This window comes from Tumidithrix helvetica PCC 7403 (genome assembly GCF_965232925.1).
Lineage (GTDB): Bacteria > Cyanobacteriota > Cyanobacteriia > Pseudanabaenales > Pseudanabaenaceae > Tumidithrix > Tumidithrix helvetica.
The window spans coordinates 1-19142 of the sequence record NZ_CBDDRA010000051.1; the positions used below are offsets into that span (position 1 = coordinate 1).

The following is a 19142-nucleotide window of genomic DNA, read 5'->3' on the forward strand; positions in this document are numbered from 1 at the left end:
TTTGAGATAGTCAATTAAGCTCTTTTCCACGTCTTTCAGACTAAATATAGGTAAATAACTATATATTTACCTATATTTATCTTTTTTATTTCTTCTACCTCAAGAATGAAACAGCCCTGCCCTTGAAAAAAGGGGGGAGAACACACTTCCCTTTTTCAAGGGGGATGCCCGATAGGGCAGGGGGATCAAACCTTTCGGTTCCAGCAAGTCGGCTTGATTTGTTCCGAAATCCTTAACCCGAACTCAGGTTCTGCTAGGTCTTGGCGACGATTGAAGAGAGTACCGCGATCGCGTTCCCAATTCAAGCAGAATTTGCGATGAATCGAAGCTAGGATTCCTTGCAGAACGCAGTTGCTTCAAAGAAAGTGCGTCGTACTTTCTTTGAATATGGGACGGATCCGAATATCCCCTGCATCTGAACTCGGTCAGGCAAGTAAAGGGTCGAGTTGACCGTTGGCTTCTAAATCGTGAATGGCATCGCAGCCACCTATGTGGCGATCGTTGATGAAAATTTGGGGGACAGAACGCAGACCATCCGAACCTCTGGCAACCATGGCATCGCGGGCAGCTTCATCGCCATCGATCGCATACTCAATATATTCCACTTCTTTTTTGTCTAGCAGCCGTTTGGCGCGGATGCAAAAAGGACAGAACCGCCAAGTATAAATTTCAACCTTTGCCATATGGAGAGAGCCTTTGAAAAGATAACAAACTAAATAATCTACTGAAACACAAGCTTATCATCCTCAAGACTAATCGCGATCGTGTGACCCGACGCAAACGTGCCTTCGAGAATTTTGGTTGCGATCGGATTCTCAATTTCTCGCTGAATCGCCCGCTTGAGCGGTCTGGCGCCATAGGTGGGGTCATAGCCGACTGCCGCAATATAATCTTGAGCTTCGGAGGTCAGTTGCAAGCGAATTTTTTGTTCGGCAAGGCGTTCTTCGATGCGTTTGATTTGTAAACCAGCGATCGCGCGAATTTCTTTTCGACTTAAGGCATGGAAAATCACCGTCTCATCAATGCGATTGAGAAACTCTGGGCGGAAACTCGATCGCAGGGCATCCATCACCCGCCGCCGCATTTCCTCATATTTGGAATCATCATCGGCAATATCGAGAATGTGATCGCTGCCGATATTACTGGTCATCACGATTACCGTATTTTTGCAATCGACCAATCGTCCTTGGCTATCGGTAATCCGCCCATCATCTAGAACTTGCAACAGAATATTAAACACATCGGGGTGCGCTTTTTCGACTTCGTCAAACAGAACGACGGAGTAAGGGTGGCGACGCACGGCTTCCGAGAATTGACCGCCTTCTTCATAGCCCACATACCCAGGCGGTGCGCCTATCAGCCGAGAAATGGAATGTTTTTCCATATATTCCGACATGTCAATGCGTACCATCGCCGCATCGGTATCAAACATAAACTCAGCCAAGGCACGAGCCAGTTCCGTTTTACCCACACCCGTGGGGCCAAGAAACAGAAAAGAACCAATGGGACGATTGGGATCTTTCATTCCCGCGCGCGCGCGACGAATAGCGGATGCCACTGAAATTACCGCCTCATCTTGCCCAACCACACGCTCGTGCAGGTGAATTTCCAGCTTCAGCAATTTCTGCCGTTCCGATTCCAACAGACTCTTGACGGGAATCCCCGTCCAACGCGCCACAATTTCGGCAATGTCATCTTCTACCACCTGTTCGCGAAATAGAGGAGAACCATCTGCCCGTGCCTTCCCTAGTTCCAACTCAGCATCATCGAGTTGCTTTTCTAAATCAGTGAGTTTGCCATACTTGAGTTCGGCAGCGCGATTGAGGTTAAATTCTCGTTCGGCTTGCTCGATCTGGAGCTTGGTTTGGTCGATTTGTTCCTTGAGAATTTGCAGATTCTCAATCGTATCTTTTTCTAACTGCCAGCGCGTACTAAACTCAAATTGCTTTTCGGTGAGGTCGGAAACTTCATTCTTGATGCGACCGAGACGCTCTTGGGAAGCCTTGTTTTGCTCATTTTGCAGGGACACCATTTCAATCTCTAGCTGCATGAGGCGGCGTTCGATCTCATCTAATTCTTCCGGCTTAGAGGTGATTTCCATTTTGAGCTTAGCAGCAGCTTCATCGACCAGATCGATCGCTTTATCAGGCAAAAAGCGATCGGAGATGTAACGATTGGAAAGCACGGAAGCCGCAACTAGAGCCGAGTCAGCAATTTTGACCCCATGATGCACTTCGTAGCGTTCTTTTAAACCGCGCAGGATCGAGATCGTATCCTCGACACTGGGCTGATCGACAAATACCTGTTGGAAACGGCGTTCCAAAGCCGCATCTTTTTCAATGTACTTGCGATATTCATCGAGGGTGGTCGCGCCAATACAACGCAATTCTCCCCGCGCTAGCATCGGTTTGAGCAGGTTGCCCGCATCCATCGATCCCTGCGTCGCTCCCGCACCCACCACCGTATGCAGTTCATCGATGAATAGAACAATTTGTCCATCTGAAGTCAGAACTTCTTTTAGCACTGCCTTAAGCCGATCTTCAAACTCGCCGCGATACTTTGCCCCTGCAATTAACGAACCCATGTCTAGGCTGATCAGAGTTCTACCTTTGAGCGACTCTGGGACATCGCCGCGAATAATGCGTTGGGCTAATCCTTCCGCGATCGCCGTTTTACCTACGCCCGGTTCGCCAATCAGTACGGGATTATTCTTGGTGCGCCGCGATAGGACTTGAATCACCCGTCGAATTTCGTCATCGCGTCCGATCACGGGATCGAGTTTGCCATCCTTTGCCTGAGCGGTCAGATCGCGACCGTATTTCTCTAAAGCCGCATATTTGGCTTCGGGGTTCTGATCGGAAACGGTCTGGTTGCCGCGTATTTTGCGAATAGAGGCTTCTAATTGCTTGCGATCGAGATTGAGGTTGCGAAACAAGCGCCTGCCAATGCGATCGTCATCTAACAAACCAATCACAAGATGTTCGATCGAAATAAATTCATCTTCAAAGGTTTTACGCGACTCATCGGCGCGATCGAGCCAAACTTCGAGGTTGCGTCCCAGATACAGTTGGTCGGGACTGGCAACTCTGGGCTGTTGACGCAAAAAATCTTCAACTTGTCTTTGCAATCTTGCCACGGGTACAGAGACGGAGGTCAAGATCGTTGTTGCTAAACCATTTTGCTCGAGTAAAGAAATCAGCAAATGTTCTACTTCTAGCTGCTGATGCTGAGCGCGGCGGGCAACGTCTTGAGACTTGACGATCGCTTCCCAAGCTTTTTCTGTGAATTTATTGGGGTCTGTAGGCTGCATTACAAGTTGTCAGGCAAATTATGGGAGTATTTGAGATTAAAAAAATCTGTAGCATCGATCGCTCATTGTACAGATGACGCATTATAGAATACAGCCTTACTATAGCTAGGTATTTATACTTTGTCTGCTACGATAGCTAATCTAATCTTAGGTTTTCTTAGTTAATCTTAGTCAATGTTAACGAATCTAGTACTGGTAAATATATCTCAAGATAGATGGGGTTTGACCCTGCTTCGAGAGACTTTAGGACTAGGTGTCCTGTCGAGTTCAAGGTTTATATATGGTTAACCAAGTAGTAATTCGTCTGGGAGTCTCTTGTGTATTGTTGCTTACGCTTCCAGCAGCATCTGATGAATTGGTCAGATTCTTTCAATTTCCACATATTTTTGGAGGGGTTGCAGCGATCGCGTCTTGTATTGGTGCTTGTGTCCCAGTTTTGAGTTTGTTCCAAAATTCTGATTAGCTATTTAGTATTATGGTCTAGTCGCTTTATTGGTTATTTTGCTGTGGACGCACTCGAACTTAGCACGCTGGGATTAAATATTCTTTTAGGTTTGCTGATTCTCTTCTATGTTTTTCGGATTGTGATCACTTGGTATCCACAGGTTCCCTTAGATAAATTTCCCTTTAACCTGATCGCGATCCCCACAGAACCCTTACTCATCCTTTTACGCAAGCTCGTGCCCCCCATCGGTGGGATCGATATTTCCCCCATCATTAGCGTCGGCATTTTTAGTTTTTTGCGCGAAATTTTGCTGGGGCAGCAAGGTATTTTGACCATGATGCAGTAAATTATTTTAAATTCAGCATTGCCTGAGCGATTCCCATTTGAAAGTGCTAAATAAGACCTTAGTTAAATAGCCCTTTACTAAAACGGGGGAGACCAGTAAAGAGCATTGAAGATTAAAAGTTATTTGAAGCTTTAATTCAAAGCTATGCAATAAATATATGGGAATGAAATATAAATTTCGTTTTGTATTTTTTTACGCGAAACCTGGGTTTTTTCGTATTGATGAGGAGTTTATTAGCTATTCATTAAACGAGAATTTAGTTATTCAAATCTTTCCAAGAGATTCAGATACTCTTATAGGTGCTTCAAAATATCATATTGATTGTGGTGGTTTTTCTTCAAAGGAGGAAGCAAAAAATTGTGGAGAGAAATTGCGTACGCATTTAAGAATGTTGAATTGCATACTTGATCTTGGTTTATTAATTCCTAGTATTGATGGAACTAGCGGTAGTGTAAGTGAAGAAATAAAAAATAAAATCCGCGAAGATGGGGCGGAATTACTAGATACTATCGTGGGTTTGCACGTATATCCAGATGACGAGAAATATATTGAGCATGTCTTTTCTGGAAAAATTAATGCATTTCCAAGCGACCCATTTTATGTTTTAAAAGGGTTGAAAGACTCATGGCCTAGCACTTTTGAGCTAAATGAAAGTACAGCAGAAGTGCTTGAAATATTAAATATTTCAGTACGTGAAGGTTCGCCTAAAGTTAAGTTTTTGGCTACATATTTAGCAATAGAGCAACTTATAAAAAGAAAAATGCGTAGTGAAAGTGCCCAAGAATTAATTGATCAATTTATTGAAATAACTAATAGATCAACTCTCTCTGAGGCAGAAAAGTCATCATTATCAGGTTCATTAGGTCATTTAAAAGAACAATCATTTAGTAGTGCATTTAGTGCTTTTTCAAAGCGAATAACATCTCCAAAAACTATAAATGGAAAACCTATTACAAAATTTGTCTCAGATTGTATTGATTTAAGAAATAAAATTGCTCATAAGGTAGCTATTACAAGTTCTTTAGATATTGACGAATACACTAAACATCTTAGACAAATGGTTATGAGTATACTTTGGACTGAAAATAATTTTCCTGATTTTTCAATTTATAGACCAGCCGATCAGTTTGAAATGGAAAAAATGGAAATTAGGATGATGTGAAATATATAACAATCATATGTACTCAGGTCATCAGAAGTCTTATTAGCCGTTATATGGATGACGAACTTTAGATAGAGGAGTTTCAGCCCTGAAAACTTTAAACATCATAAGAGAGAATAAAAATGCAAGTTCGCCGTTGTTCTGCAAGTGCCGCAGTTAAAGGGTACGCGATCGCCGATCCCAGCGCTAAGCCCCATAATATTTTAGAAAAAATTGTCTGGCAAAAGGAACGAGAAGTTGCCCAGATGTATGACCAGCTTCCTTTAGAGGATCTGATCGCTAAATTAGTGCACCTGCCAAAACCACGCGACTTTCGGGCAGCCCTGCAAAACAATCGGCAAGCCGATCGCCCTGCACTGATTGCCGAAGTCAAAAAAGCCTCGCCAAGTCGGGGGATCCTTCGCCCAGACTTCGATCCCGCCGCGATCGCGCTTGCCTACGCACGCGGTGGGGCAAGCTGTCTCTCGGTGCTATGCGATCGGGAGTTTTTTCAGGGTGGCTTTGAAAATTTACAATTGGCGCGGGCGGCGGTTGATCTGCCCCTCCTGTGTAAAGAATTCATCATCGATCCCTATCAGATCTATTGGGCGAGACTGCATGGAGCCGATGCCGTGCTGCTGATTGCGGCAATTCTCAGCGATCGCGATTTAATCGATCTACAGGCGATCGCGCATGGCTTAGGCATGACAACCTTAGTGGAAGTGCATATGCAGTCAGAATTAGTGCGGGTATTAAAGATGCCGAATGTGGACACGATCGGGATCAATAATCGCAATCTTGAAGACTTTACGGTCGATTTAGCCCAAACGCAGATTTTGTTAGATGCTTTAAATGAGGAAGTCAAACAAACCTATCTCTGGGTAAGCGAGTCAGGCTTGTACACCCGTCAAGATTTAGCCTTTGTTGCCAACTGCGGTTGCGGTGCGGTACTCATTGGTGAATCCTTGGTGAAACAACCCGACATTGAGCAAGCCGTCCAACTTTTACTAGGCAACTAGTCTCAGCATTACAAATCCATGCAATTTGTCAATCTGCTAGAGTATTAGGATCTAAATATTTATTCGTCTTCGAGAAATAAAGAAAGTCTTTCATGACAGCAGCAGTAATCAGTAATCACATCGAAATTACAGAAGGAACTTGTGGGGGTAAACCTCGCATTGCTGGACATCGGATTACGGTGCAAAATATCGCGATCTGTTATGAACGCATGGGAATGTCTCCCGATGAAATTGTTTATCACTATCCCAGCATCACGCTAGCTGATGTTCATGCTGCATTGGCTTACTATTACGATCATGTTGAAGAGATCGGGAAAGATATCGAAAGTGATGAGATGTTTGCTAGGGAAATTAAGTCTAAACATCCTTCATTAGTTCAGCAAAAGCTGAGTCGTATGCGTGGCTAGAGAGATCAAATTTCATTTGGATGAGAATGTCAGTAATGCGATCGCGAGTGGACTCCGTGCTAGAGGCATTGATGTTACTACGACTCCAGAGCAAGGACTAATTTCTGCTTCCGATGAAATCCAGTTAGAGTTCGCCCGTTCGATGGGGAGAGTGATTTTTACGCAAGACACTGATTTTTTGCGCATGAACCAGCTAAGTGCCAATCATTTGGGTATTGTTTATTGCCCTCAGCAGACTAAATCTATAGGACAAATTATTCAAGGACTAGTTTTGATTTGGGAGTTATTAACGATGGATGAAATGGTTGGACACCTGGAATATTTGTAAGCGTATCTCTAAACAATCAAAATTATTGCGAGGATAAAAATTGGGAATTTTAATTCTGGGAATCTGAGTTTTCTTGTGAGGTTGGGGTAATGGCAATTATTACGGGTTTATCAGGTAACGAAATTTTTTGTCTGCGCCAAAAGAACTTGACCCCTGGGGATCTGGTGATTGGCAATAGCGTGATTTCCCTCGGTGTGATTGGTAGTATCGCATCGGGTCTAAAAACTTTATTTGGTGGCGAAGTCTCTCAAATTACGCGCATCATTCACGAAGGGCGACAACGAGCCTATACGCGCCTGTTGGCAGAGGCAAAACGACATGGGGGCATCGGCATCACAGGGGTTTCTAACGAACTCGTGCTGCATAGTGCTAACGTCGAATTTTTAGCGATCGGCTCTTGCGTGCATCAGGAAGGAGCCAAAACCGAACATTTGGAATTCTCTACCTCGTCTGACGGACAAGCCCTTTATTGTCAGATGGATGCTGGCTTTACCCCCAAGCAGTTTGTATTTGGCAATGTTGCCTATTCGATCGGTGTCGGTGGTGGCTTGCTCGGGGGCTTGAGAAGTTTGAAACGGGGAGAAGTCAAAGAATTTTCTAGAGTATTTAATGAGACGCGACATTTGGCACTGCAACGGATTAAAGCGGAAGCCAGACAGGTAGAGGCCAATGCCGTGTTAGGGATCAATACATCGATTATTCCCTTTGCAGGAATGCAAGAAATGGTGATGATTGGCACTGCTTCAGAGCATCCCGCTCTACCTAAGGGCTTTTATCAAAATCCGATTACCAGCGATTTGACCAACGAAGAAATGTGGAACTTGGTAAATCAAGGCTATATGCCCGTGCAATTGGTTTTAGGGGTTTCAGTCTATTCATTGGGATTTGTTGGGGGTGTTACTTCATTCTTTAAATCGTTTGTGCGCGGGGAAATTCGCGAACTCACGACCCTGATCTACGAAGCCAGAGAAGAGGCATTAAAGTATATTGCTGAAGATGCGCGGCGTTGCCATGCGGATGAAGTGGTGGGGATCAAAACCTATGTCTATAACCTAGGTGGCCGCACGATCGAATTTTTAGCGATCGGGACAGCCGTGAAAAAAATGCCAGAGGTCAAGACGCAATCTGAAACCTTACTGCCCCAAGCAATTATTCGCGATCGCGATACGTTTATTAATACGGCTGACGGCTCTACCGTCGTAGCACTCAATCAGGCAAATAATCTGTCGGGTTCGATCGCATTGTTTGTCGGTTTTGCAATCTTCGCTATCTACTCGATCGTTCTTTTTTTTAGAGTCATCCTGCGGCATTAAAAAAGCCCCACAGGAACAAGTTCCTGTGGGGTGGAATGTAGATACGTCGCTAGTGTTTGTAGTATCGCGAGTTTTCCAGATCGTCACAGTGTTTTAAGTCATGGCTGGTGGTGATTTTTGCGAGTGATACCCGTGACGCGCATCACGAGATACCCGTGCAAAGCTTCCTTCTCTGCGAACAAATGGATCTCCCCTAAGAAAAAGTATGATGGAGAAGACTTAGCAAAACGGGAAATCAGGATGCCATCAGAATCGTCAAAAAATAAAGTCGTAGTTGTCGGAGCGGGTTGGGCAGGATTGGGCGCAACCTATCACCTTGCGAAACAGGGCTATGATGTCACATTGCTAGAAGCAGGAGCCTATCCAGGGGGATTAGTTGCAGGCTGGAAAACGAGTGGTGGACGTTCTGTCGAAGCTGGCATTCATGGCTTTTGGTATCCCTATAAAAACATCTTTGGTCTTGTCGAGGAATTGGGTATCCATCCATTTACGCCTTGGACGCGTTCCGCCCAATATTCTCCTGCTGGCTTAGAAGTAGAATCTCCCATTTTTCAGGATTTACCACGATTGCCAACGCCTCTAGGCACGTTTCTCTACACCAGTTTCAAACGATTGCCCCTCAGCGATCGCCTCTCAGCTTTACCTTTGCTTTATGCATTACTAGATTTTGACAATTCCGATCGGGCATGGCTGCGTTATGACGGGATGACAGCAAGGGAACTGTTTAAACAATACGGCGTATCGGCTCGGTTATACCACGAATCGTTTGAGCCGATGTTGCTAGTGGGATTGTTTGCCCCAGGTGAGCAGTGTTCAGCAGCAGCGGCTCTGGGGATGCTCTATTACTTTATCTTGGCGCATCAAGCAGATTTTGATGTGGTGTGGTGTCGAGGTACGGTGGGCGAAAAGATCTTCCGTCCTTGGTGCGATCGCATTGAGAATGTAGGTGGACGAATTTTGACAAATCGCAGAGTTACAGATGTGATTTTGCAGCCTCAAGGGGAAGCAAGTCAGCCCTCTATCCAAGGAGTCGTTTGTGGCGATGAAGTGTTTGATGCCGATGCTGCGATCTTTGCGGTTGGGATTACGGGAATGCAAAAAATTGTTTCTGCTAGTCCTTCTTTGCAAAGACTTAAGGAATTTAGAGATGTGATGAACTTAGGAGCAGTTGATGTTTTGGCAACAAGGCTGTGGTTCGATCGCAAAATATCCGTACCCCGTGCCTCTAATGCCTGCTTTGGCTTTGATACGACAACGGGTTGGACGTTTTTCGATCTAAATGCCCTACATGATGAATATCGCGATGAGCCAAGAACTGTGATTGAAGCGGATTTCTATCATGCCAATCAGTTCTTGCCTTTGAACAACGATGAGATTGTAGCGATCGTGCAGAGCTATCTCACCATCTGTATTCCTGCGATCGCAGATGCGAAAGTAATTGACAGTAGTGTGATTCGCTTACCCCGCGCCGTTACCCATTTTTCTCCCGGCAGCTATCCATATATGCTACAAACCAAAACCAGCATCCCCAATCTCTATATGAGTGGAGATTGGATTGTCAATCGTCATGGCTCTTGGTCGCAAGAGAAAGCTTTGGTTACAGGTCTAGAAGCAGCTAATGCCGCGATCTCCAACTTGGGTAATGGTAGCCCAGCTAGGATTTTGCCCATCGAAGCCGATGAACCCCATATTCAGTTGGGGAGATCGCTCAATCAAATTACTCGAAATGCAATCGGCTCACTATTTCCTGATTTCTGGCTGCCCTAGAAAGTTAAAGACTTATTTTGCTTCTTGATAAAAAGCGATCGCTAGGTTTTGTAGCGATCGCTCTTATTTGAGTATTTAAAGTTAAGAATTTAAATGACTAGAGATCTAGTAAGTCTCAACGTGCCAACGGCCTTCAGACTTCATTTGTTTTTCAAACACTTTCCATTCTGAGCCATTCTTAGCGGCAGTGGAGACCATAAACTCAGCAATTCCATCTTCCATACCGCGCAGCCCACACATATAGGTATGTGTATTTGGCTTCTGGAAGAGATCCCACAACTCATCAGCATATTCAGCCATGCGGTTTTGGATGTACATCTTTTCACCCTTCTCATTCTTTTGTTCGCGACTGATTGCCTTGTCAAGACGGAAGTGCTTTTTGTGTTTGTATGCCAACCACTCTAGCTCGGGCTTATATAAAAGCGTAGAATCCGTAGGTACGCCAAAAAAGAGCCAAGCTAACCCCTTAAATTTGTAGTCGGGGTGCGTTTCTTTGAACATGCGCCATAGATAGGCACGGAAGGGAGCAATACCCGTACCCGTTGCAATCATAATAATGGTCGCAGTGGGATCGTCGGGCAATAGCATTTCCTTACCGACAGGCCCTGTGATTTTGACATCATCGCCAGGTTTGAGATCGCAAATATGATTAGAGCAAACTCCCAAAACTGTCTCGCCTGTCTCTGGATGCTTGTACTCTAGGCGTTTTACACTGAGAGAAATCGTCTTGTCATCTCCATCATCACCGTGACGGGTAGAAGCGATCGAGTAAAGACGAAGTTTATGGGGTTTTCCATTCTTATCTTCACCAGGAGGAACAATTCCAATACTTTGCCCTTCTAAATAGCGAAGGTCACTACCTGAAAGATCGAATTTTACATGGCGAGTATCTCCCTGGGCGCCTGGTCTGACCAGTACTTCATTGGAAATGCACTTCCCTACAAATGGGTTATTAGGACGATAGATATTTACAGGAATATCCTTTTTTTCTGATTGCGACTGAGTCATGAGCCTTACGTTATATGAGAAGATGACACGCAGATACTAAATACATCATTAGCGATATGTATTAATTCAGAATGTTACCTTTAGGGATTGACTAAAGCGAACATTCTTTATGTTTTATTCGTCTTGCTTTGGCTTTGTCATCGTTTATTGACGCAAACATCTAAATGTGAATGCACAATTCGTGCAATGTTACAGGTCAATATTTGTCATCACAAAAACCAGCAAAAGGCTTTGCACAAAGCGAATCAAACATATAATGATTATCCATCCTACATAAGTGTGGGTCACTTTAGATCGTAATTTTACGAAAAAGCTCGATCCAATTGCGCTAATAAGATACATAAATCCACGAAAAAGTCTGTGTACCTTATTACCTAAATTCTATTTATGCTATTATTGCTACAAAACTGGACGTTGCACAGCTTCTTTTAGGGAACGTGCGATCGAGGTTTTAAGCCTCGCTGTCCTAATATTTTTAGAAAAAAGTAACTTTGAACGGGTTGCCTTAAGCTTAAGGCTTAGAGGCAGCTTAAGGTCTTAATATTTAAAACTCTGGCATTCAAAGTAGTCATATCTCGTTGTAACAAAAGCAATGATTTTCATGCCTAAGTTCACAGCATAGATAGGATTTGGGGAACCGTTTTAAATTTAGTCCAATTCGTCCAACAACTTAGTTTAGATCATCATTGCTAGTTATCGGGAGGCTACTTTGCGTACATCAGGTGCTTTTGCTCTTATAGACAGTATTAGAAGACAGGGCGTAAAGCACCTGTTTGGTTACCCCGGTGGCGCGATCCTGCCTGTCTATGATGAAATCTACAAGGCGGAAGCCAGAGGAGAACTAACTCATATTCTTGTTCGTCACGAGCAAGGTGCAGTTCATGCTGCCGACGGCTATGCTCGTGCTACGGGGCAAGTGGGTGTATGTGTTGCCACCTCTGGACCTGGTGCCACAAATCTCGTCACAGGGATTGCGACAGCACAGATGGACTCCGTTCCTATCGTGGTGGTTACAGGTCAGGTTCCTTCCTATGCGATCGGTACCGATGCGTTTCAAGAAACTGATATTTTTGGAATTACCCTGCCGATTGTCAAGCACTCCTACGTTATTCGCCGTCCTGAAGATATTGCGCGAGTTGTTGCCGAGGCTTTTCATATTGCAGGAACGGGGCGTCCAGGCCCCGTATTGGTCGATATCCCCAAAGATGTGGGGCAAATGCAATTTGAGTACAATCCAGAAGTGCAGATTAGCTTGCAAGGCTATAAACCCAATGTCAAAGGACATTTACATCAGATTGCCTCAGCCATTAAATTAATTCGGGAAGCAAAGCGTCCTTTGCTCTATGTCGGTGGTGGGGCGATCGCTTCCAACGCTCATTTAGAAGTCGTGCAACTGGCAGAACGTTTTCAACTGCCCGTGACCACCACTTTGATGGGTAAAGGGGTATTTGATGAGAATCATGATTTGTCTGTGGGTATGTTAGGTATGCATGGCTCCGCCTATGCTAACTTTGCCGTACAGGGATGCGATCTATTGATCGCAGTGGGAGCTAGGTTTGACGATCGCGTTACAGGTCGTTTAGATAAGTTTGCCCCAGAAGCAAAAGTGATTCACATCGACATTGACCCTGCGGAAGTAGGCAAAAATCGCGTCCCCGAAGTACCGATTGTGGGAGATGTCAAACAGGTTCTTAAGTCAATTTTAGATGCCACAACCTACGAAGAAGAGATTTTCACGAAGACTTGGCTGGAACAGATCCGCCAGTGGAAGCAAGACTACCCATTGGAAGTCCCTAGCTACTCCGATCAACTGTCTCCACAGGGTGTAATTGCCGAGTTTGGTAAGCAAGCACCAAATGCTTACTTCACCACCGATGTCGGACAGCACCAAATGTGGTCGGCGCAGTTTCTTAAAACTGGCCCCCGCCGTTGGATTTCGAGTGCTGGTTTGGGCACGATGGGCTACGGACTGCCTGCTGCCATGGGTGTTAAAGTGGCGCTCCCCCAGGAGCAAGTCATTTGTATTAGCGGAGATGCTAGCTTCCAAATGAATTTACAGGAGTTGGCAACGCTGGCTCAGTATGACATTAACGTCAAAATTGCGATCGTGAATAATGGCTGGCAAGGGATGGTGCGCCAGTGGCAAGAGAGTTTCTATAACGAGCGCTACTCTGCCTCGAATATGGAAGTGGGAATGCCTGACTTTGTCAAGTTAGCGGATGCCTTTGGTATTAAGGGCATGTTGGTAATCGAGCCTACCGACCTATCAACGGCAGTTGCTCAGATTTTGGCACATGATGGTCCCGTTTTGGCTGACTTTAGAGTCAAACGGACTGAAAACTGCTATCCGATGGTTCCCCCAGGCGCTAGTAACTCTGAGATGGTGGGCTTACCTGAGCCAAGGCGCAGCCAAGAGCTTACGAATTTGATTGCAGAACGGGCAAAAGAACTCGTTTAGATAGGACTTCTTCTAAAAAGACAGGATGCGAACATATCCTGTCTTTTTTTTTACCCCATTCAAGATTACCGATCGTCGGACATTGAGTCTCATCTGCACAACCATCCGATCCTGTATGATCTGGTTGTTATTTTCAAGAATTTTAAGAATTTCCCATCATACAGGAGTGTTTTATCATGGCTAAAACCAAAATTGCTACCACCACGGATGTCAGTGCTAACAAAGTCCTAAAAACCAATGCCAACGGTCAATCTGTCCTCGTCGCAAAAGTTGGTGATAAGTATTGCGCGATCGCCAATAAATGTCCTCACCTCGGTCTCCCCATGGCTAAAGGCAAATTTGAAAACGGTGTAGTTACTTGCCCCTTCCATGGTTCTAAGTTTGAAATCTGTACTGGTAAAAACGTCGAATGGGTAGACTCCGTCGTCGGTATCCCTTTGCCAGGCATTGCCAAGAAAATGATGGCTATGGGTAAAGCCCCCACCGATGTGGCAAGTTTCGCTGTCACCCAAGAAGGTGCAGATCTGTTTATTGATGCCTAGCTATTTCTAGCTATTTACTGTTAGACGACAATTAAATGCATACTGAGCTTTCAGTAAAGCTATGTCATCATAAATACTTATAGGGATCTCTATTAATTAGCTTATTCTCAATAAAAAGAGACTGAAAGCCTTGATAATTTGTTTGTATTCTCAATTATTTTGAATTTTTAGAGGTACCCTAGGAATATTTGGATTTGAGAAGAGTAGGGACAATTCATTGCCCCTACTCTTCTCGGCAAAGAAAGGAATCTCCTAGGTACCATTTAGGACTTTTATATAGAATCTCCTTTTAATTTTCGTCGAATTAACCACTTCTCTAGCTCGATCGCGCCAAAGACGATGGTGCTCAAAGCAAAGCAGACAAACAGATCGATCGCAGATAGTTGGGTAGTTTGGAACAGGGTTTGTAAAACGGGAATATAAATTACTGACATTTGCAGCCCAAACGTTAGCAAGACGGCTCCCAAGAGTGGCTTGTTGGAGAGTAAGCCAATCCGAAATAGAGAGTCACGATCGGAACGCATAGTTTCCGCCATGCCCATCCGCGATAGGGCAAGTGTGGTGAATACCATTGTTTGCCAACTTGCTTGCTCGAAAGACCAATAGCGATAGGCGATCGCCAGTAAAACCAATCCCAGTAATAGGCCGATCCAAATAATTCCTCGACCGACGCCACGACCAAAAATGCTCTCATCGGGAGGACGAGGCAGGCGGCGCATGATTTTTCGTTCTGAGGGTTCTACGCTCAAGGCTAAAGCCAGTAGCCCATCTGCCAATAGATTAATCCACAAAATTTGCAGAGGGATTAGCGGTAGCGGCAGTCCAAAAAATGGAGCGAGGAGAATGACCCAGAGTTCGCCGGCATTCCCCGTTAAGGTGTACTTGATAAACTTACGAATGTTGTCGTAGATCATGCGCCCTTCTCTGGTTGCGGCGACAATGGTGGCAAAATTATCATCTAACAACACCATGTCAGCAGCTTCTTTCGCGACATCAGTACCTGTAATGCCCATGGCAATTCCAATATCCGCTTGCTTTAAAGCAGGTGCGTCGTTAACTCCATCCCCCGTCATCGCCACGATATGTCCGCGTTTTTGTAACGCTTGCACAATATCTAACTTATTCTGGGGCGAAACCCTTGCATAGATGGATATGTCCTCGACTCGTTCTTGCAATGCATGTTTAGACAGATTCGATAGCTCCTGTCCAGTAAGAATAGAATCATTGGGAACAATGCCCAATTCCCGCGCGATCGCTTGAGCTGTGAGGGAATGATCGCCCGTAATCATCACAGGACGAATGCCTGCTTCTCGGCACATTTGTACGGCTTCTTTGGCTTCATGACGCACGGGATCGATCATTCCCACCATACCGATGAAGATCAGATTTTGTTCTAGGGTCGCTCTGCGATCGGATATGGCTCCATCGGCATCAATATTTAGCGAAGTAAAGGGGCGAAAAGCAACACCTAAGACGCGCATGCCATTCTTTGCTAATTGGTCATTCTCCTCACGAATTTTTTGCTGCCAATGCGCATCGATCGCTTCTGCTTTCCCATTCACCCAGACCTGAGTGGAAATCTCCAGCAAACTACCAATACTTCCCTTTGTGAAGGCAATATGAGATATATCTCCGAAATTCAAGCACTCAGACACGACGATTTCCAGTGCTTTTGGCATTGAAGTTGCGATCGGCGGAAGTGTATGAACAGTTGTCATCCGCTTGCACCCTGCATCGAAGGGTTCTTCTGCCACGCGGGGTAGTATCTGATCTAACTTCTCCTTCCACAAACCTAGTCTGGCAGCGGTCATCACGAGGGCTCCTTCCGTCGGATCTCCCACGGCATGAAACTCATGGGGACGATCTGGCTCGGGTTCCAAGCGCGCATCGTTGCAGAGTACCCCGCCCGTCAAGAGCCATGCCAGCTCTGGTTGCTCTTGTAATAAGGGAGAAGGTAATAAGCGAGAAGGGTCGGTATAGGTATTTAAGGCAGCGCGATGCTCTGGGCTGGTCAAATCAACCCGATGGTCAGCCATAGCAAGAAACGTCGCAGTCATGCGATTTTCGGTTAGCGTACCTGTCTTATCAGAACAAATGACCGTTACGGAACCTAAGGTTTCGACGGCAGGTAGTTTGCGGATCAGGGCGTGCTGTTTCAGCATTCTCTGCGCCCCTAGGGCTAGGGTAATGGTAACAACGGCTGGCAACCCCTCGGGGATAGCGGCGACAGCTAAACTTACAGCGGTGAGGAACATTAACGACAATTCTTCACCTCGCAGCAGACCTAGCCCAAAGATCGCGACCACGAGAACCATCGTGACGATCGCCATTCTGACGCCGAGTTGATCCAGTCGATGCTGAAGTGGCGTTGGTTTGGGCTGTACCGTTTGAATTGCCGTAGCAACATGTCCTAGCTCTGTATCGTTGCCCGTTTCGGTGACTACCGCTAATCCTCGCCCATAGGTGATTACGGTTCCCATGTATGCCATATTGTGCCGATCCGCTAACGGTGGCTCCGTCTTGGGTAACGCATTGATTAGCGTTTGAGCATTTTTATCAGTTGGCTCTGATTCCCCCGTCAGTGAGGATTCCTGAATCTGTAGATTGGAACTTTCCAATAAACGGTAATCTGCTGAGGCTAGGTTCCCAGTTTCCAGCAGAACGATGTCACCGGGCACAAGTTGGCGAGCGGAGATTTCCTGCAAGCGATCGTCCCGATGCACTTTAACCGTGGACACCGCCAGCTTTTTGAGAGCGGCGATCGCCTGACCTGCCTGATATTCTTGCCGAACTCCCAAAATGGCATTAAACGCAACAATGGCAAAAATCGCACCAGCATTGATATAGTCCCGCAAAGCAATTGAGATCAGAGCCGCCACGATCAAAACCACGACCATCGTTGCCGTCAGTTGCTTCCATAGAATTTGCCAGAGACTCTCTCTTGGTTCCTCGGTCAGCTCATTGAAGCCATATTTCTTTAAACGGTCAGTAACTTCAGCTTGGCTCAAACCGCGATCGACATTCGTATCCAATTGTTGCAATACTTCGGCTGAGTCCAGCTTATACCAAGTGCTCATACCCTCTTCCTTATTGTAGTGCTGGAGTGATTAAAACAAGCGCCGATCTAAGCAAACAAACCCGCTACAGGTTGTCGGAAAGCAATTAAAGCATGGGAAGTCTGCAAAGTCTTAAGCTCTTCTAGCAATTGGTCAGATACCGCTGAGGTAACAATGGTTTTAAGCTCAATGTTGGTGTTATAGCCGGCCATATCGCTCATACGTCTCCCATGACTGCCCGAGCCTTGTGCTGGAATAATGGTGTAGCCAGGCGCACCTAGTTCGGTGAGCAGATGGATCAACCGTTCTTGTAATACTGTTTCACCAATAATGGTGACGAGAGTGCCTTCACTTAAAGGAGAAGAGGTCATAAAAGCTCCAAGAAAATTGTATTGAAAGGTTTAAAAGTTGCGGGACAATTCCCTCAACCGACTCTATGGGGTCGCCGAGATCCGTTCTTCCGTTTTTTAGGGCGATCGGTGGCAGCTAGATACATAGAAGTGGCAGAGATGACTACCAGAACGCTCGCCATCACCACACCTGTCATGGCAATCAACGGCGTATTGATCTGGCGGATCGCGATCGCGACCAATGCCCAAATCATGACGAGGGCGTAGGCGGTGTCGTGATGTTTGATGACGATGAGAACAGCGATCGCGGTGCTGATCGTCATCACGATTGCTGTCCAAATGGGAGGAGCGATCCCCCAACCATTCCAGTTGAGACTATAGAGTGCGATCGCGACGTTAACGACCGTAGCAACTGTAATCCAACCGAGATAAACGCTGATGGGAATGTGAATAAACCATCGCTCTTGTCGCGAAATGCGTTGCTGACCAATGCCGAGGCGCTGGTACATACCAATAAGGGGGAACAAGATCCCCAACATCGCCACTAAAGATAATGGAAAAAGACGCGCAAGAAAGAGATAGATCCAAACGCATTGCGCTAAGGATGCGAAAACAAGTAGGTATCCACAGCGCTGTAGGCTAGGATTTTGGCGCTGTGAGGGTTGGAATTGATAAATCCCAAAGGCAATGAGACCGATATAAATTAGTCCCCAAATCGCAAAGGCATAGTTGGCGGGAATAATTAGGACAGAAGTAAAGAGGGTGTTAGACAGAACACCAATATTTACGCCATTCAGCGGGAAGAGGTTCGATATTGTATTGACGGCAATACTGCCAAGGATCGCGGCGAGAGTGACAAGCTGTCGCAGCCGATCTGAGTTAGAATAGCGTTGGGCAGTGAGTTTCATGGGCATTGCGTTGAGTGACAAATCAAACAAGCCTCCTAGATCGGGAATGCAAGTTTAATTATCTAAATTGCTTTCATAAATTGAACGAAAAGAGCATGTTAAAGTAATCAGCGATTATAGCTCACTGAGAATTTCCTGCGCCTGTTCTCACGAGATGTTTTACGAATCAGAGCCTATATAGCTTCTGAGTCTAAAACTCTGCTCCAAAGTGAATCTAATAGTTCCTGCGACCTCTTTTGTCGAAACATCATCAGTTTTTGCTGTTCGACCAGTAATTTTCGAGCCTGTTCGCTAGACATTCCCTGGACTAGATCTTCAAAATTCCTAAGGTAAAGATCCTGCTCTGAAGTGAGTTCAATTACGTTATTCATCGCTGCCTCCTACTGCCCAGATGGGTTAAAGTTATTTGTTCCTTTACCATAACAGGGTGCAGTTTCATTTCAAGGGTTATTTGATTGACTACGTTATAGAACAAGGATATGGCTTTTTGAAGCGGTAGTTTTGGATTGCAAAACACCGATAGCACAATGTTCTCCGTCAATTAACCTGAGTTCTGGTTAAGGATTTCGGAACAATGCAAGCTGACTTACTGGAACCGTGAGGTTTGATCCCCCTGCCCTATCGCAGGGCTGTTTCATTCTTGAGATAGAAGAAATAAAAAAGATAAATATAGGTAAATATATGGTTGTTTACCTATATTTAGTCTGAAAGACGTGGAAAAGAGCTTAATTGACTATCTCAAAG

16 protein-coding genes and 1 pseudogene are annotated in these 19142 nt (G+C 45.3%); 10 read left to right on the plus strand and 7 right to left on the minus strand.

Going from position 1 to position 19142, the window contains the following annotated elements; genetic code table 11:
• Positions 1 to 425 precede the first annotated feature (425 nt).
• Complete coding sequence (gene grxC / locus ACP2WE_RS25320) at positions 426 to 683, minus strand: glutaredoxin 3 (RefSeq protein ID WP_425218300.1); 258 nt, start codon at positions 681 to 683, stop codon at positions 426 to 428.
• Between the two features lie 38 nt (positions 684 to 721).
• Entirely contained in the window at positions 722 to 3310 is a 2589-nt protein-coding gene (gene clpB, locus ACP2WE_RS25325) for an ATP-dependent chaperone ClpB (protein ID WP_425218301.1), read from the minus strand.
• Between the two features lie 280 nt (positions 3311 to 3590).
• Here clpB and ACP2WE_RS25330 point away from each other — a divergent pair, with 280 nt between their 5' ends.
• The 8 genes from ACP2WE_RS25330 (at position 3591) to ACP2WE_RS25365 (ending at position 10076) form a co-directional block, all read left to right on the plus strand.
• Positions 3591 to 3773 (plus strand): hypothetical protein, encoded by a 183-nt coding sequence (locus ACP2WE_RS25330; protein WP_330482260.1) that lies wholly within the window; start codon positions 3591 to 3593, stop codon positions 3771 to 3773.
• 43 nt (positions 3774 to 3816) lie between these two features.
• Positions 3817 to 4101 carry a YggT family protein gene (locus tag ACP2WE_RS25335; RefSeq protein ID WP_425218302.1) on the plus strand — a complete coding sequence of 95 codons (285 nt, stop codon included), beginning with the start codon at positions 3817 to 3819 and terminating at the stop codon, positions 4099 to 4101.
• 157 nt (positions 4102 to 4258) lie between these two features.
• Positions 4259 to 5263, plus strand: a complete 1005-nt coding sequence (locus ACP2WE_RS25340; protein ID WP_425218303.1) for a hypothetical protein — start codon at positions 4259 to 4261, stop codon at positions 5261 to 5263.
• 122 nt (positions 5264 to 5385) lie between these two features.
• Entirely contained in the window at positions 5386 to 6261 is an 876-nt protein-coding gene (trpC, locus tag ACP2WE_RS25345; protein WP_425218304.1) for an indole-3-glycerol phosphate synthase TrpC, read from the plus strand.
• A gap of 92 nt (positions 6262 to 6353) precedes the next feature.
• Positions 6354 to 6668 (plus strand): DUF433 domain-containing protein, encoded by a 315-nt coding sequence (locus tag ACP2WE_RS25350; protein WP_425218305.1) that lies wholly within the window; start codon positions 6354 to 6356, stop codon positions 6666 to 6668.
• Positions 6661 to 6996 carry a DUF5615 family PIN-like protein gene (locus ACP2WE_RS25355; RefSeq protein WP_425218306.1) on the plus strand — a complete coding sequence of 112 codons (336 nt, stop codon included), beginning with the start codon at positions 6661 to 6663 and terminating at the stop codon, positions 6994 to 6996. The genes ACP2WE_RS25350 and ACP2WE_RS25355 overlap by 8 nt, the downstream gene beginning before the upstream one ends.
• A gap of 89 nt (positions 6997 to 7085) precedes the next feature.
• Complete coding sequence (locus tag ACP2WE_RS25360; protein WP_425218307.1) at positions 7086 to 8309, plus strand: heavy metal-binding domain-containing protein; 1224 nt, start codon at positions 7086 to 7088, stop codon at positions 8307 to 8309.
• 240 nt (positions 8310 to 8549) lie between these two features.
• On the plus strand, positions 8550 to 10076 hold the full coding sequence (locus ACP2WE_RS25365) for a hydroxysqualene dehydroxylase (protein WP_425218308.1): 1527 nt from the start codon (positions 8550 to 8552) through the stop codon (positions 10074 to 10076).
• 105 nt (positions 10077 to 10181) lie between these two features.
• Here the strand turns inward: ACP2WE_RS25365 and ACP2WE_RS25370 are convergent.
• Positions 10182 to 11090 (minus strand): annotated as a pseudogene (locus ACP2WE_RS25370) (FAD-binding oxidoreductase); the annotation flags it as partial.
• 703 nt (positions 11091 to 11793) lie between these two features.
• Between ACP2WE_RS25370 and ilvB the strand changes: the two are divergent.
• Both ilvB and ACP2WE_RS25380 read left to right on the plus strand, forming a co-directional pair.
• Positions 11794 to 13542 carry a biosynthetic-type acetolactate synthase large subunit gene (gene ilvB / locus ACP2WE_RS25375; protein ID WP_425218309.1) on the plus strand — a complete coding sequence of 583 codons (1749 nt, stop codon included), beginning with the start codon at positions 11794 to 11796 and terminating at the stop codon, positions 13540 to 13542.
• Positions 13543 to 13718: 176 nt separating this feature from the next.
• Positions 13719 to 14084: a Rieske (2Fe-2S) protein gene (locus ACP2WE_RS25380; protein ID WP_425218310.1), complete on the plus strand. Its 366-nt coding sequence runs from the start codon at positions 13719 to 13721 to the stop codon at positions 14082 to 14084.
• Positions 14085 to 14356: 272 nt separating this feature from the next.
• On the opposite strand, the gene ACP2WE_RS25385 is transcribed toward ACP2WE_RS25380, so the two are convergent.
• The 4 genes from ACP2WE_RS25385 to ACP2WE_RS25400 form a co-directional block, all read right to left on the minus strand.
• Complete coding sequence (locus ACP2WE_RS25385; RefSeq protein WP_425218311.1) at positions 14357 to 17161, minus strand: cation-translocating P-type ATPase; 2805 nt, start codon at positions 17159 to 17161, stop codon at positions 14357 to 14359.
• Between the two features lie 47 nt (positions 17162 to 17208).
• Positions 17209 to 17511, minus strand: coding sequence for a P-II family nitrogen regulator (locus ACP2WE_RS25390; RefSeq protein WP_425218312.1), 303 nt, complete (start codon positions 17509 to 17511; stop codon positions 17209 to 17211).
• A 53-nt stretch (positions 17512 to 17564) separates the two neighbouring features.
• Entirely contained in the window at positions 17565 to 18398 is an 834-nt protein-coding gene (locus ACP2WE_RS25395; RefSeq protein WP_425218313.1) for a TspO-related membrane protein, read from the minus strand.
• A gap of 173 nt (positions 18399 to 18571) precedes the next feature.
• Complete coding sequence (locus ACP2WE_RS25400) at positions 18572 to 18769, minus strand: hypothetical protein (protein ID WP_425218314.1); 198 nt, start codon at positions 18767 to 18769, stop codon at positions 18572 to 18574.
• Positions 18770 to 19142: the final 373 nt, after the last annotated feature.

Excerpts from the sequence above, each read along its gene's own strand:
- ACP2WE_RS25330 (WP_330482260.1), top strand. The coding sequence starts at position 3,591 with ATGGTTAACCAAGTAGTAATTCGTCTGGGAGTCTCTTGTGTATTGTTG.
- trpC (WP_425218304.1), top strand. The coding sequence starts at position 5,386 with ATGCAAGTTCGCCGTTGTTCTGCAAGTGCCGCAGTTAAAGGGTACGCG.
- grxC (WP_425218300.1), bottom strand. The coding sequence starts at position 683 with ATGGCAAAGGTTGAAATTTATACTTGGCGGTTCTGTCCTTTTTGCATC.
- ACP2WE_RS25360 (WP_425218307.1), top strand. The coding sequence starts at position 7,086 with ATGGCAATTATTACGGGTTTATCAGGTAACGAAATTTTTTGTCTGCGC.
- clpB (WP_425218301.1), bottom strand. The coding sequence starts at position 3,310 with ATGCAGCCTACAGACCCCAATAAATTCACAGAAAAAGCTTGGGAAGCG.
- ACP2WE_RS25380 (WP_425218310.1), top strand. The coding sequence starts at position 13,719 with ATGGCTAAAACCAAAATTGCTACCACCACGGATGTCAGTGCTAACAAA.
- ACP2WE_RS25390 (WP_425218312.1), bottom strand. The coding sequence starts at position 17,511 with ATGACCTCTTCTCCTTTAAGTGAAGGCACTCTCGTCACCATTATTGGT.
- ACP2WE_RS25365 (WP_425218308.1), top strand. The coding sequence starts at position 8,550 with ATGCCATCAGAATCGTCAAAAAATAAAGTCGTAGTTGTCGGAGCGGGT.
- ACP2WE_RS25395 (WP_425218313.1), bottom strand. The coding sequence starts at position 18,398 with ATGAAACTCACTGCCCAACGCTATTCTAACTCAGATCGGCTGCGACAG.
- ACP2WE_RS25340 (WP_425218303.1), top strand. The coding sequence starts at position 4,259 with ATGGGAATGAAATATAAATTTCGTTTTGTATTTTTTTACGCGAAACCT.
- ACP2WE_RS25385 (WP_425218311.1), bottom strand. The coding sequence starts at position 17,161 with ATGAGCACTTGGTATAAGCTGGACTCAGCCGAAGTATTGCAACAATTG.
- ACP2WE_RS25400 (WP_425218314.1), bottom strand. The coding sequence starts at position 18,769 with ATGAATAACGTAATTGAACTCACTTCAGAGCAGGATCTTTACCTTAGG.
- ACP2WE_RS25350 (WP_425218305.1), top strand. The coding sequence starts at position 6,354 with ATGACAGCAGCAGTAATCAGTAATCACATCGAAATTACAGAAGGAACT.